Genomic DNA, 14,194 nt, shown 5'->3' with positions numbered 1-14,194 from the left:
CCGTGACGGGGCCGAGAGTAATGAAGAACTGCAATTCCGTGGTACTGAATGGTAAACCCTTGCTTGAGGATCTTAAGCGCCTACTCGCTTGTGAGGTCTATCTGGAAAATGATGCAAACTGCTTTGCCTTAGCTGAAACACTTGCAGGAAGTGGCAAAGAAGGGTTCGGCGCACAAGTGCCAGAGATTAGCTTTGGCGTGATTCTTGGGACGGGTGTTGGTTCGGGCCTTGTCGTCAACGGAAAAGTGTTAGCTGGCTTACATAGCATTGCCGGGGAGTGGGGACATAACTGTCTGCCAGCTCTTGAGTTGGATAAATTACCCGAGCCAGAGAGAGGCAGGCTTTGCTATTGTGGTCGCAAAGACTGTATTGAAACCTACTTGTCGGGGCCAGGTTTAGCCATGAGCTATCATCTTAGGTACGCTCAGGTACTTAGCTCTGAAGAAATTATTTCGGCTATGAGAGCCAAAGATGCCAAGGCGGCAGATATTTGGCAAAGCTACTTGAACCAGCTGGCTGCTTCGCTTGCTCAGGTGGTTAATATACTTGACCCGCAGATCATTATTTTGGGCGGTGGCATGTCCAATATTATCGAGATCTATTCAGATATAAATGAGCGGATGGCAGCGCATGTATTTACCGAACACGCCAAAACCCCGATCGTTTGCGCAAAGCTCGGGGATTCGGCGGGTGTCTATGGTGCTGCCTATCTTGGTGAAGGCCAAGGTGGCTTGAAAGGCTTTGGCTAATGTTTATAGCAGCCCCAGCTCAGCCATGCTCACGACAAGAGAACCCGCGACAATCATATGATCGAGCACGCGTACGTCAATCAACTCCAAAGCTTTAACTAAACGTCGGGTAAGCTCAATATCGGCTTGGCTCGGTTTTGCTGAACCGGAAGGGTGGTTGTGACAAAAGATAACGGCAGCGGCATTGTTTTCAATCACTTTGCCGACGACCTCGCGTGGGTAAACCGAGGCAGAATCTATTGTTCCCTGAAATAGTTCTTCGAACTTCAATACTTGGTGCTGGTTGTTTAAAAACAGGCAGCCGAATACTTCTTGCTTCTTGTGGATAATCGCACTGCGTAAGAAGTTGCGAGTTGCTTCAGGGCTGGTAAGCGCATCGCTTTCCTGAATTTCATGATGAAAGCATCGCTTGCTCATTTCCAGCGTAGCTTGTAATTGAGTGTACTTGGCTGGGCCCATGCCGGGATGAGCGCAGAACTGCTTTTGGCTTGCACCAATTAGCTGTCGTAACGAGCCAAAGTGCCGGATTAAGGCGCGCGCCAGTTCAATAGCGCTTTGCCCGCGCGTGCCGACGCGTAAAAATATGGCAAGTAACTCGGCATCGCTCAGACTTTGTGAACCAAATTTGAGGAGTTTTTCTCTAGGCCGCTCATCCTCGGGCCAGTCTTTTATCGACATCACTAAATCCTTTTAGTTGAAGGTCTTATTTTAGGTATATGGTAATCATGTACTACAATTACCGCATTATAAATTCCGAAAGGCAAGCTAGATATGATGGCTTTTGTGTGATGGGCGAATTTGTTGCAATTGTTCACGAAATGAGCAATTTTGTGCGCCTACAGCATGGTAGTCTACGTGCGCCATAATTTTGTGTAGTCCGGGCGCTTAAGAATTCTTATCAATCTTGAAATAACTTAGTTTAGGTGACATGTGCAGCGCAGTACTCAAGACTTACTTTCATATGATGATCAACGTGATGCTGCTGAGCTTCTTTATGGGAATGCCTTTTCTGGCATATTAATATCGATTATTGCTTCCAGCTTTTTAGTTTATTTTTACGATAATCCTGTTCTGCAAGAGTTTAAAATTACCTGGTGGTTAGGGATGATGAGTTTACTGCTTGTTAGGCTGATTGACTGGGTATCCTGGAAGAAGCATTTATCGAAGACTCACTACGACGGCAAAAGGTCAGTCAGACGCTTTATTTATGGGGTCAATCTAACGGCCTTAATGTGGTCTAGCTATGCCGCTTATGCTGTGAGTTATAGTCCCTTGGTTGAGAAGGTAACGATTATAATTGTGATTTCAGGGATGGCCGGTGGGTCGGCTATTGTGTTGGCTGCTCATAAACTTACGTCCATGTTTTATACCTTTGCCTTGTTGTGTCCTGTGTCGGTGGTGTTCTTACTCAGTAACGACGCGACCGATCAGAATATTGGTGTGTTAGGGCTTAGCTATAGTCTCGTGATGCTCATCATTTCAGCTAAGTCAGCAAACTTTGCTCGAGATGCGATTGCTTTAAAGAATGAAAATGCCTTGTTAGTAAATCGTATGGAACAAAAAGTAGAGCAGAGAACGCAGAAAATTTATGAGCTTTCTAATTTAGACTCACTAACCCATTTGCACAATAGGAACTCTTTTCTGAAGAACCTTAAAGCGAGTTTGCAGGCAAGTGATGAGAAAAGGAGCACCCTGAGTTTATTATTTATAGACCTTGACGGTTTTAAGAAAGTAAACGATACCTATGGGCATAAGGTAGGGGATCAAATTTTAGAAGAAAGTGCTCGACGGCTTCGTGAAAAAGTTGCCAATGAAAGTTTGTTATGCCGTTGGGGCGGTGATGAGTTCCTGATTGCCATTGAAGATTGTAGTAGTGAAAAAGCCATCTCACAGGCCTACGAGATAATTGAAATTTTATCTCATGAACATCAATCAAATGAGGGGATATTGCCGGTTAGCGCGACGGTTGGGATTAGCTTATATCCCGAGCATGAGCGCTCTGAAAGCAGGTTGATTCAGTTTGCTGATACGGCAATGTATCACCAGAAAAAAACAAAACCCTCAAAAGTTTGTGTGTTCACACCAGAAATGGAAGCTAAACACCAATATGAGCTTGAACTGAAAAAAGGATTAAATGATGCGATTGATAAGGATCAGATGCGTCTTGTTTTTCAACCGATCGTATCAACAAATAATAGTAAGAACATCGCATTTGAAGCTTTATTGAGATGGGATTTTGAAGGTAAGAGCATCCCTCCTGATGAGTTCATCAAAATTGCTGAACAGTACGGTTCAATACATCGAATAGGCGTATGGGTTCTTAAAGAGTCGTGTAAAGTTGCGCTTGCGTGGCAAAGTCTGAGGCGGGTTTCAGTTTGTATTAATGTTTCAGTGATTCAATTAGAGGATTCTGACTTCTTGAGCATAGTTGATGAAGCTGTACAAGAAAGTGGTATTGACCCTTCGCTCATCTACTTGGAAATTACAGAATCAGTATTTGCCAAAGATACTGAAAAGATGATGGAGACCATTTCGGCTATACAGTCACGTGGTATCAAAGTTTCGATTGATGACTTTGGAACAGGATACTCTTCATTATCCGCTATGCAGGATTTAGCGGTAAATACGGTAAAAATTGATCGATCATTTATCACGAAGTTGGATACGAGTGGTTTTGCTATTGTGACAGCTGTTACGCATGCCGCGCGCTTGCTCAAGTTTGATGTTGTGGCTGAGGGGGTGGAAACTGAGGCTCAGTGTCGTAAACTCGTTGAGTTAGGCGTGGAAAAACTGCAGGGTTATTACTTTTCCAAACCTCTAGAGCAAGAATTTTTGCTCGACTACTTAGAGTCTGAAGTAAAGTCTCAGTGAGCCCAGTATTTGTGGCGCACATTTCAGAAAAAATAAGCGTGCTTCTGATACTATCTACAAAAAAACCGATAGCCTTGGCGCACTAATTAAACAATATTAAGGGATAATATGTCTGTAAATACCGCATTTGAAAATATGAGCGATCAACAACGTACCGAGATCGAAGCGGCCGCTTTTCGTCGACTGCTAAAACACTTTGACGACCACAAAGAAGTGCAAAATATCGACCTAATGATTCTGGCTGACTTCTGTCGTAACTGCTTAGCAAAATGGTACATGGCCGCTGGCGAAGAGCAAAGTGTTGAAATTGACTATGATCAGGCGCGTAAAGCCGTTTATGGTATGCCTTATTCTGAATGGAAAGAGAAGCATCAATTGAAGGCAACGCCTCAGCAGCTCGAAGCTTTTGAAGCGAAGCAGAAGTAAATCACTCCTGCCTAAATTTCTAGACCCAAATGCTTCTTGGCAGCTTTGACCAGCTTTGGGTCGAGAGCGGGTGGTGTGATATCAACACCTTTCACAAGCTGATCATTCAGCTTCTGCATGACAGCAACTCGCATGCTCCACTTATGATTAGCGGGTACTACGTTCCAGGGTGATGCTTCGGTACTAGTGAAACGGAACATATCGTTGCTTGCGTGTGTGTAATCGTCCCATTTTAGCCTATTTCGGATGTCTTCTTCTGTTAGCTTCCATTGCTTTTCTGGTGTGTTTAAACGTAGTTCAAAACGCTTAAGTTGTTCTTCGGGCGTGATATGTAAAAAGAACTTGATCAGGTGCACGCCGTCATCAGTCAACATTCGCTCAAATTCATTTATTTCTTGATAAGCTCTCTGCCAAGCTGTTTCTGGTGCAAAGCCTTCTACTCGCTCGACAAGCACCCGGCCGTAATAAGAACGGTCAAAAATGGCTAAGGTGCCTGGCTTGGGAAGACGGGTTTGAAAGCGATACAGGTAGTGTCGGCCTTGCTCATCGGGGTGAGGCGCTGATATCGGATAGACCCTAAAACCGCGGGGGTCGAGCTTTTCGCTAATTCGCCTAATTACCCCACCTTTACCTGAGGCGTCCCAACCTTCAAACACGATAATTGCTCGTTTGCCTTGTCGATAATAGGCTTGTTGGATTTGGAGAAGGCGCTCCTGGCAGCTTTTAAGTGCTTTTGTGTATTGGCTTTTTGATTCAATGAGAGCTTGATCAAAATTCACCTTAGAGAGGTTAGGAGGCTTTTGTTCAAGGATAACGGGCGAGGCTGGGTGAGTGATGTTTTTCATTGGTATCCTGTTTTGTTATTTTACCTTCGACTTCAGTACAAACGCTTCAAAGTCCTTGTCGATGCCGAATACATGTCTTTGTAACCACTCTCGCAGAAATATTGAAATAGATTCACGAACCAGAGCGTCAAACTTACCCATACTGTTTACCATGTCATCCAGTTCATCACGAAATTGATTGTGCGCTTTAATATGGGCTTCGGTTTTGGGGTAGTTAAGTTGGAGCATGTAGGCTTCTTCGAGACAGAAGTGGTGGTCGGCGTAGCTGGACAGCCGGGTAAAGATTTCTTGGCCGGAATTAGGGGCCTTCAAGGCATCAATCAGCCTGAAAAGCTCTTGGTGCTGAGTGTCTTGCCAAATTAGCTCGCTGGTCTTTTCCATTACTGAACTCTACCCAAGTGAAGGTGCACGTTAGTATGAGTCTAGTTTAGAAATAGAAAAGTTGTCTGCAAATTGAACGGTGTAATATTAGGCGTTATTGTAAAAAATAAGGGTCTTACTCTGTATCGAGTTAAACATCCCGGCTAAATCTGTAGGCAGAGCCTTTCATGGCTCGCTGAGGTTTAGCGCGAGGCATCGACTAGCGAGGGGTGGAACCCTCTGCCTACATGAGGCCATTTTTTAGCTCTACAGCGCCTAACGTACTGCACTATCGTTTAAGGGGATGTATAACTTTATCCAAGCCCTCAATTTTAATCTCAAGCGTCAGTTCAAGCAGTGTACCTAGCTCGCCGCTCGGAAAGCCTTTTTTTCTGAACCAGAGTAAATATTCTTCAGGTAGATCGATTAAACGACGGCCACCGTACTTCCCGAAGGGCATTTGTGTATTGGCTATTTTTACCAGGTGCTGCTTTTCGATCATGTGTTGATAATAACTCGCATGGCTTGAACTTCTAGCCCTGTTTTTTCAATATATTCCTGACAAGCACTTTGTCTGTGACGCAGAGCGTCGATTTCTTCGTCGCGAATTAAAGGGTTCTTTTCCTGGAGGCTAATCAGGCGCTGAATTTCATTACCTAGCTCCCTGTTCATGTCTTCGCTAGCTTGGCTGATCAATGAAGGAACCGAAGCTTCGGCAGTTTTTTGAGCATGCTCAAGTAGTGTACCAATATCGTTACGGATCTCTTTCAATACGGCATGCGCCATCGATCGCTTAAGCCCTTTGCAGAGCTCATTAAGCTGCTCGTAGGGTAAAACTTCGCTAAGGTCGCGGCCGGTAATATTAACAACGATCCGCTGAGGCGATACCGGCAAAAATTTGTCAAGCTGCAGAGACTTTGGTGCCATGCTGTTCAGCGCGAATATGGCTTCCAAAAATAAAGTACCAGGTTCAACACCTTTTACCGACATGGTTGCCAAGGCTGCATTACCAAGCTCTCCTGTTAAGGTTTGCTCGATTAGATCGGTCACCATCGGGTGTTCCCATGAGACAAACTCGACATCTTCCCGGACAAGCGCTTTCAAACGGTGGAAGGTTAAGGTGTTGCCTTCATCGTTTAAGCCGGGAAAGTGCTGCTCCAGCATGTGCTCTCCAGGGCGAATGATCAGAGTCTGGTCTGACTGGTACTCTTGTTCAACACCGTAAAGGTTGAACTGCTTTTCCATGTAAGAGGACAGGTCCTGGCTTGCTTCCTCAGATTCGATCAAGGCAATGATTTTCTCGGCTTCTTCAGGATTGCAGGAGTTAAGCTCAAGTAGGGGGTCACGACCCGTTTGAAGAGCTGCCATAGCCGCATCGCGATGCTCACGGGCTTGTTTGATAAAAGACAAGGCCTGATCAGATTGAAAGTCACCTTCGCTTAAGTAACTTTCCAGTTCGACGGCAAACTGTTCATAAATTGCAAAGCCTGCCGCACAGCTGTGAGTGAAGGCATCCAGAGCCTGGTCATACCAGTTGAATAAACCCTCTTGGCGGCTGCCAGGAATGAAGGGCACATGAATATTGACGTCATGTGTTTGCCCGATTCGGTCTAAGCGGCCGATACGTTGTTCGAGTAGGTCAGGGTTCTCTGGTAAGTCGAATAACACTAAGTCGTGTGAAAACTGGAAGTTTCGGCCTTCGCTGCCAATTTCTGAACAGATTAAGGCTTGTGCACCTTCCTCTTTATCAGCAAAGTAGGCAGCGGCTCTATCACGTTCAATAATACTTAAACCTTCGTAGAAGGCTGCTGTTCGCAGGCCTTCTCGTAGTCGAAGATAGGACTCCAGCGCTAAAGCCGTTTCAGCACTGGCGCAGATGATCAGGACTTTCTCATCTCTGTTATCTTTCAGGAACTGGGTTAGCCAAGTGACTTTCGGATTCTGTTTAATGCCGGCTTCATCTTCAAATTGATCATCACCAACAGCTGCATCGAGTGGGTGAGGCTGTAGGATTCTATCCGGGAAGCCTTCAACACCTTGGCGAGTATTGCGGAACAGTATTCTACCGGTGCCATGCTGATCAAGTAGCCTTTGTATTGCTTCCGGAATATCGATATTTTGTGCATCATCACCGAGTAGGGAAAGGGCTTTAATTGGCAGTGACGAGCCGTCTTCAAGACCTTGAAGCTCTCCGACCAAATCAGAGATTTCCTGATAGTTTTGTTCTTGCTCAATAAATTTTTCTAAGGAGTGAAAACGGTCAGGGTCGAGCAAGCGCAAACGGGCGAAGTGGCTCTCGATACCGGCTTGCTCAGGCGTAGCCGTAAGCAATAGTACGCCGCGGCTTCTAGCTGCCAAGGCTTCAATGCACTGGTATTCGATGCTGCTTTCTGATTCGCTCCAATGTAAGTGATGCGCTTCATCGACAATCAGTAAATCCCAGTCGGCCGCTAAGGCTGCGGTTTTTATATCTTCATTAATCAGGAAGTCCTGATGGCAGAGAACTAGCTGCTCGGTCTCAAAGGGCTTTTCGATACCTTCTTCGGTCAAACTATCAAAACGCTCACGATCAAAGATAGAAAAGCTGAGATTGAAGCGGCGTAGCATTTCGATCAGCCATTGATGCACCAGTGTAGAAGGAACGACGATCAAAGCTCTTTTGGCTAAACCATTGTGCAACTGGGCGTGGAGAATCATGCCTGCTTCAATGGTTTTACCTAGTCCTACTTCATCGGCTAGCAATACTCTCGGGGCATGGCGCTTCGCGACAGTATCAGCGATATATACTTGATGAGGAAGTAAGCTTGTGCGTGAACCAAGCAGCCCATCCGTTGACGACTGCTGTAAGCGGTGCTTGTGCTGCAGCGTTTCATAGCGAAGTCGGAAGGCTCTATTTCGGTCATAGTGGCCGCTAACCAGGCGCTGAAGTGGTGAGGTAAATTGGATAAAACAGTTAAGTTCAACTTCACTCAGTTCTTCGTGTTGAGAGCTTTCTTTATTTTCAACAATGTAAGTAATAATGTCTGCGCTTTGGTCGAGGTCGAGAACCAGGTAATCGATATCTTCATGGCTGGTGATCGTGTCGCCAGCCTTATACACTACACGGCTGATAGGCGCGTTGACGCTGGCGTAGGTGCGAGTTTCCCCGGCTGCCGGAAATGTGATCGTCACTCGGCGGTTTTCAAACTCGCTGATGATTCCTAATCCTAATTTGGGTTCGGTCTGGCTGACCCAGCGTTGGCCTATGATATACGACATTTTGGCGTCTCTTTACAGTATTCAATAAGGGAACAAATATGGCGCGAATACTAACAAGAAAAGCCTGTTGATAACACAGATGAAGGTGAATGGAGGAATAATTTGAGTATCTATAGAACGCCAGAAAGGGAAGAGTATTACTTTCACGAGGGCTGCTATATCTTGGAGATGTTAAATACTGACGATGATCCCGCACTTTCGATTGCGCGAGCTAGAGTTGAACCGGGTAAAACAACGCGCTGGCATGCCTTAACAGAAGTCAGTGAGCGCTATGTGATTCAGCAGGGTTCAGGCAAGGTTTATGTTGGAGATCTGGAACAGCAGGTTAGCGCTGGGGATGTAGTACTGATCCCGCAAGGCATTAGGCAGAAGATATATAACGACGGGGAGGGTGACTTGGTGTTTTTAGCTGTGTGTACGCCACGCTTTATGCCTGCGTGTTATGAGGACTTAGACGTATAAGTTGTATCGGCTCAACCCCGACCTTACAGTTTGAAATACCGAGCGTGACATTACCAAATAACATGGCAAAGGCGTATTAGGTCCGCAAAGTTGCCATTCGGCTTTGATCATAAAGCTTGAATATTTAGGCCACAAGCCACCAAAGCAGTACCTTTGGGAAAGTGAAAGATGCAAACATTCGTTTTAGAAGTAACTATCCGATATTCTGTCACTCTTCAGCCTTATTTGTATCAGGTTAATACAGTCAATTTTAGCTTTGAGACATTAACGAAGAAGAGATGAAGTGAATGCCGTTGAAAACACTGAAATTTATCGCCAAGAGTACACAACCATAGTTATCGCTTTAGTTATATTAAGGCCAGATGAGTGTCTGATAGAGTTTATTAAAAGTGCTTTTGGGATATTAGAACACTTTTTTTAGTCACTAGAATCGAACCTTCAAGCGAAAATAATTGTGCGTGATCCAATAATATATTCTTCACGTACTTTATTGTTCTTCACTCTATAAGTTGAATTTAAATGAAAAAAATTACTGGCATGCTTTTGACAACTTGCTTATATACACTCTCCTTTCAAACAGCATTAGCCCAGGACACAAAAACAGCTATGGTGCCCTTACCTTCAATTGATGACTTTACGCGGGGCAATGATGGCTGGGCCTTCGGACTTGGCCTGGCTGTTGAATACGAATCAGCCTACGAAGGGTCTGATGAATTTGGCGCAGAAGTCGATCCTGCCGGTGCGGTGCAATGGCGTAAAGGTGATAATATTTTCTTCTGGGCCGGTGAGGCGCTCGGGTGGCGTGGTCTTCGTTCTGACACATGGCTATTCGAGGCTGTCGTGGGCTTCGATGAGGGGCGTGAAGAAAGTGACTCTGATGACGGTCGTTTGGATGGTCTCGGTGAAGGAGATGAGGGAACTGAACTAGTTTTGCAAGCACGCCATGCTTTCGATACCGACTGGCGTTATTGGCTGGATGCTCGAGTGGTGACCGGTGAAAACGGAAGTCTTGGTCTTTTTGGCGTGGGGCACCGCTTCGGTGGTCAGAACGACGGAACCGGCCATGAAATTGCCATCGCTTTGGTATTTCACGATAGTGATTATGTCAATAAAGATTTTGGTATAGATGCAGAGCAGTCAGTTGCATCGGGACTGAATGAGACCGACCTGAGTGGAGGATTTCGCTCGTTTGGATTTAATTACAATTATCGCCATTATGTAAATGAGAATTGGCAGGTTTTCGGCGAGGCGGTTTATGAGCGTTATAGTAGTGACATTGCGGATAGCCCAATCGCACGCAACAACTATGAAGCTGAGGTCGGCGTTGGATTCATTTACGTTTTCTAGAACACCTATCAAGTATTCACCTAGAAGCCTCATTTTTAGTTTATTTAATAAACAATCAAGCTAGCTCAAATTATATTAGGGAAGACCCGAAAGCCGACTTAACACTTTGTTAAGTTGGTTGTTCACCATCTACAGACATCACCCAGGAATTTGAAGCCAGTAACATTCGGCCAAACCAAAATCAACCTTCAACGGCAAGTTTTGGCACTTTGCTGACTAAGTTTGGGCAGGGTATTTGTAGGCTCTAGTCGAAACCGCTATTTCAGTAGGTCAGACTGCGTGCCAACTTTTACATATAAGTATTATGACTTTGTAGGCGGCCCGTCCTCGGGGCGCTTGCTGTGCCACGGGGCTTTCAAACGATTCCCTGGTTTCGGTTTGCGCGACTGGAGGCCCCGCCTACATAAGTATGGCTATTTTTCAATCGAGTCTGACCCCATTGAAAAAATGCTTTAAGGCATTTGGATTTGGCTTCCGCCTTGGCCCGGTACGACGATCTGAGAAGCCTGCTCACGACGCATTTCTTGAAGTTCTTTCATTGTATCTTCAAGCGACTTGTTTGCTGCTTCGCCAAAGTTAGCTGCCGCTTGACCCAGAGTAGAACCTTGAAGTTCGAAGTTCAAAGGAAGTGGTCCAGCTGGCGTCATCATTTGAGTGCTGCCGATAAACAGAACGGGTCTAGCGCTGTCTGCGTCGCCATTTGCATCGACAGGTGTCATGCGACGAATAGTGCCGACTTTGTTGTCTGTATAGACTTCTTCAAGATAAAGTTCATCAGGGTTCATGCTTATTTCAGGCGCGTTGTCGCTCATAATATTTCCTTAGTACGCTGTAGTCTGTATTGATGTGCCCGCTATCCTATCATGAAAATTGAAAAGCACGGGGCAATTTTGATAGGAAATAGCCAGCCTTTACTGGCGGCCTTGCTCAATCATAGTTCTCATTTGTTGGGCCTTGTCGGTATCGTTTTTCTTAAGGGCCGAGTCGAGTAAGTACCGGAGAATTTTTTCTCGCTGGATTTGCTTGAGATCGTCAGTTGCCTTGGAGGTTTTTTTAGCTAGTTTATCTTTTAGTATTTTATTGAGTAGGGATATAAACTTGTTTGTTATGTTCTGATCCAGGAAGGCTTCAATATCAAGAGGTAGAATAGCGTGGTGATCATTCACCCATAGTTTGAAGAAACGCTTGGCTTTAGTTTCTTCTCGCCCCTGCAGCTGCAATAGTAATTTACTATACAGTGCTCTGTAGGTCGTAACGGCTTCACTACGCTGCTCTGAGTTGTCATCAATTGTATCGAGCAGGCGCACCAGACGCTGGTGCATATGCTCCATTAGTTTGAGCATTTTGTCCGCGTCAGAATAGTGATCCAAAGCGTTTAGCTCGTCTAGAAAGCGCTCGATTTTTGCGAAAAAGTGTTTAACCTGCCGTTGGCTGAACAGTTTTTCAGGTTTGCGTGTTAACTCGGTTATCTGGCTTTTCAGTCCTGAGTAATCTAGTTCGCCTTGATTTAAGGATGCCCTGAGCACATAGCGTTCGAATAGCTCACTGTCCTTGCTCAATAAAGATAAGAACTCTTTTGCTAGGTTCTGTTTATCTTGACTAAGCAGGTAGGCAAGTACCCGGCTTTTGTCGGGGCCTTTGGCGAGAGATGATATTTGCTGGGTATTCCGGTTAACATGCAGACAGAGTGCTGCGCAATGTGGGCAGAAGTCAAAGCCATCAGACTCTGGACATTGGCAGGCACCTTCGACTGTATTATTCCGATAATTGAGCTTGACCTCAAAGCCATTTATTTTAGCTTTGGCAGTTGTCTTGTTTGACTCAAGCCCATCTATGAGAAACTGTTCCAGCTGCTGAAGAAGTTCATCAAACCGTAATTCACCAATCAACTTGGCAAGTTGTTCGTGGGGGATGATCGGCGGGTGTTGATCTTGTAAGGGCATCTAATCTAATTATCCAGGCCGAGAGAGTCTGCAGACATGATATGAGCGCTTTCTTCCTCTTCGCTATATTGTATGACCAGTTTGCCTTGCTTTAGCGCCTGTTGCACCTGAGACTTTCTTGTTTCCAAAGGGGCTTCGACATCATTGAGTCCCCAGTCTCTTAAACAATAGTCGTTTATTAGGCCATCTAATGCATCCGGGCTTAAAAAAGAGGGGTCGATAATCATGTTAGAACCTGGTGCATAAGAGTATATGTTTTACTTATTCCGGCTAAGAAAGCTTGGCACTCATACGTACCCTGGATTTATTTGCACGAGAACGCGTTGTACGTTTTCTCTTGTCTTGACCAACTTTAAGAACTTGCACTGGAACGCCGTTCAATACAGAGGTGCCGCTCAGTTTGTCTACATATCTGTCGTCTGTTAGATCATTGACACTAACCCCGGGCCGCTTGCTTGCAACAGATAGCATTGAGCCTTCGCGCTGGTGCCCCCAGCCGTGAGGAATGCTGACAACGCCCGGCATGATATCTTCAGTTAACTCTACTTCAATCTCAAGCTGTCCAACTCTGCTACTTACGTGAGCGAGTTCTCCGTTTTTAAGTTGTACTTGTTTCGCGTCGTCAGGGTGGATCATCAGAGTACAGCGATTTTTACCTTTTACCAGGCGCCTGCTGTTATGTAGCCAGGAATTGTTAGAGCGGACGTGACGCCTGCCAATTAATAAGAGTTGTCCGTTTTCGGCTTTGTGACTGTCAAGCAGTTGCTCGCCGCGTTTACGTAGGCGAGTCATATCTTTTAAGTAAGTATTCGGTGCGAGTCGAATTCGTTTCTTCACGCTGTAGAGCCGTTCGGGTAGGCGAGATTGCAAGGGGCCTAAGTCGATACCGTGAGGGTAATTAAGTAAAGAGCTAACACAAAGGCCTTTGCTCAAACTTCTGTTTTGAGAACCATAAGGGCTGAGATCCAGAATCTTCCGGGCTGGGTGTTTGCTTGGTAAGAACCCCTGTAAGGCATCGACCAGGAAACGCCCTGCTTGGCTAGTGCCAGGGAGCTGCGTACCATAAGGGCCGGTACGAAGGATGATATCCAATAAGCCGTCGGGTCCTAAGCGCTTCAGTGATTGGTAAGAAAATTGTTCACCAATAATTTGCTTAATAGAGCCTTTGCCAAGTCGGTGCTGAAGCTCAAGCGCTATTTGCCAGTCATGACGAGCAGACTTATCTACCTCGAATAAGGCGGGTGAGTATTTAGCGACATTCCGAACACCAAGCAGGTTAAAAACAATATCATAATGAGACTGCTCCAAAGGCGCAGTCGGAGGCAGGATAATATCGGCATGCTTTGAGGTTTCATTGATATAAAAATCAATAGAAACCATGAAATCCAGCGAATCGAGGGCTTGATCAAGGTGCTGACCATTCGGGCTGCTGAGCACAGGATTGCCAGCCATGACGATCATCATTTTTATCTGCTCATCACTAGGCAAGAGGATTTGGTCAGCCATGGTGCTGGCAGGCAATTCTCCACCAAATTCCGGTAGACCTGAAAGGCTCTGATAACGATTATAATGGCCTTTTTGGCCTGTCCATGCTGCTAGCTCAACCATATCTGCTGCGGGTTTGCTAAACATTAAACCGCCGCGCTCATCCATATGGTTTGTCAGAATATTTACCACATAAACTAACCAGGTCGCCAGGCCACCAAACTCCTGAGTTGAGGTGCCCATTCTACCGAACAGGCAAGCCCTTGGGGTGGTAGCCAGTTTGCGGGCTAGTGTTCTGATATCTTCGGCGGTAACACCTGTAATGCTGCTCACGTGCTCTGGGTTGAAGTCGGACGAGATAAGCTGTATTTCGGCGATCCCTTCAAGATGGCTTGATAGCCGGCCTGTCTCGATTAAATTCTCATTAAATAAAGTGTTAATAATTCCG

General features: G+C 45.6%; 14 protein-coding genes. 5 read left to right on the top strand and 9 right to left on the bottom strand.

Annotation, left to right across the window (positions count from 1 at the left end):
- Positions 1 to 749: ROK family protein (locus A3757_RS24515; protein WP_231878383.1), on the top strand; the 749-nt coding region annotated here is incomplete at its 5' end.
- A gap of 3 nt (positions 750 to 752) precedes the next feature.
- On the opposite strand, the gene radC is transcribed toward A3757_RS24515, so the two are convergent.
- A complete protein-coding gene (gene radC / locus A3757_RS24510) occupies positions 753 to 1,427 on the bottom strand; it encodes a DNA repair protein RadC (protein WP_068552965.1) in 675 nt (224 codons plus the stop codon).
- A gap of 252 nt (positions 1,428 to 1,679) precedes the next feature.
- Here radC and A3757_RS24505 point away from each other — a divergent pair, with 252 nt between their 5' ends.
- Both A3757_RS24505 and A3757_RS24500 read left to right on the top strand, forming a co-directional pair.
- Positions 1,680 to 3,620 (top strand): bifunctional diguanylate cyclase/phosphodiesterase, encoded by a 1,941-nt coding sequence (locus tag A3757_RS24505; RefSeq protein WP_068552964.1) that lies wholly within the window; start codon positions 1,680 to 1,682, stop codon positions 3,618 to 3,620.
- A 108-nt stretch (positions 3,621 to 3,728) separates the two neighbouring features.
- Positions 3,729 to 4,046 carry a DUF1244 domain-containing protein gene (locus A3757_RS24500; protein WP_231872145.1) on the top strand — a complete coding sequence of 106 codons (318 nt, stop codon included), beginning with the start codon at positions 3,729 to 3,731 and terminating at the stop codon, positions 4,044 to 4,046.
- 11 nt (positions 4,047 to 4,057) lie between these two features.
- Here A3757_RS24500 and A3757_RS24495 read toward each other — a convergent pair whose 3' ends face one another.
- The 4 genes from A3757_RS24495 to rapA all read right to left on the bottom strand — a co-directional run bounded on the left by A3757_RS24495 (position 4,058) and on the right by rapA (position 8,509).
- Positions 4,058 to 4,891, bottom strand: coding sequence for a polyphosphate kinase 2 family protein (locus tag A3757_RS24495; protein ID WP_068509287.1), 834 nt, complete (start codon positions 4,889 to 4,891; stop codon positions 4,058 to 4,060).
- Positions 4,892 to 4,906: 15 nt separating this feature from the next.
- Positions 4,907 to 5,272 carry a hemerythrin family protein gene (locus A3757_RS24490; RefSeq protein WP_068509286.1) on the bottom strand — a complete coding sequence of 122 codons (366 nt, stop codon included), beginning with the start codon at positions 5,270 to 5,272 and terminating at the stop codon, positions 4,907 to 4,909.
- Between the two features lie 268 nt (positions 5,273 to 5,540).
- The gene (locus A3757_RS24485; RefSeq protein ID WP_068509284.1) at positions 5,541 to 5,753 is read right to left on the bottom strand and encodes a DUF3820 family protein; all 213 of its coding nucleotides are present in this window, start codon (positions 5,751 to 5,753) and stop codon (positions 5,541 to 5,543) included.
- On the bottom strand, positions 5,750 to 8,509 hold the full coding sequence (gene rapA, locus A3757_RS24480) for an RNA polymerase-associated protein RapA (protein WP_068509282.1): 2,760 nt from the start codon (positions 8,507 to 8,509) through the stop codon (positions 5,750 to 5,752). Before rapA ends, A3757_RS24485 begins: the two co-directional genes overlap by 4 nt.
- 102 nt (positions 8,510 to 8,611) lie before the next feature.
- Here rapA and A3757_RS24475 point away from each other — a divergent pair, with 102 nt between their 5' ends.
- Together A3757_RS24475 and A3757_RS24470 are read left to right on the top strand one after the other, a co-directional pair.
- On the top strand, positions 8,612 to 8,971 hold the full coding sequence (locus A3757_RS24475; protein WP_197469628.1) for a cupin domain-containing protein: 360 nt from the start codon (positions 8,612 to 8,614) through the stop codon (positions 8,969 to 8,971).
- Between the two features lie 606 nt (positions 8,972 to 9,577).
- Positions 9,578 to 10,318: a MipA/OmpV family protein gene (locus tag A3757_RS24470; RefSeq protein ID WP_231878382.1), complete on the top strand. Its 741-nt coding sequence runs from the start codon at positions 9,578 to 9,580 to the stop codon at positions 10,316 to 10,318.
- A 452-nt stretch (positions 10,319 to 10,770) separates the two neighbouring features.
- Here A3757_RS24470 and A3757_RS24465 read toward each other — a convergent pair whose 3' ends face one another.
- The 4 genes from A3757_RS24465 to A3757_RS24450 form a co-directional block, all read right to left on the bottom strand.
- Positions 10,771 to 11,130: a hypothetical protein gene (locus tag A3757_RS24465; protein WP_068509277.1), complete on the bottom strand. Its 360-nt coding sequence runs from the start codon at positions 11,128 to 11,130 to the stop codon at positions 10,771 to 10,773.
- Positions 11,131 to 11,229: 99 nt separating this feature from the next.
- Positions 11,230 to 12,261, bottom strand: a complete 1,032-nt coding sequence (locus tag A3757_RS24460) for a hypothetical protein (RefSeq protein ID WP_068509275.1) — start codon at positions 12,259 to 12,261, stop codon at positions 11,230 to 11,232.
- Between the two features lie 5 nt (positions 12,262 to 12,266).
- Positions 12,267 to 12,488, bottom strand: coding sequence for a YheU family protein (locus A3757_RS24455; protein WP_068509273.1), 222 nt, complete (start codon positions 12,486 to 12,488; stop codon positions 12,267 to 12,269).
- Between the two features lie 43 nt (positions 12,489 to 12,531).
- A partial coding sequence (locus A3757_RS24450; protein ID WP_068740451.1) for a molybdopterin-dependent oxidoreductase occupies positions 12,532 to 14,194 on the bottom strand: 1,663 nt, incomplete at its 5' end.

It is taken from the genome of Oleiphilus sp. HI0117 (genome assembly GCF_001635235.1).
Note: the sequence above shows the minus strand (reverse complement) of the source record. Positions and strands in the feature narration are given on the sequence as shown.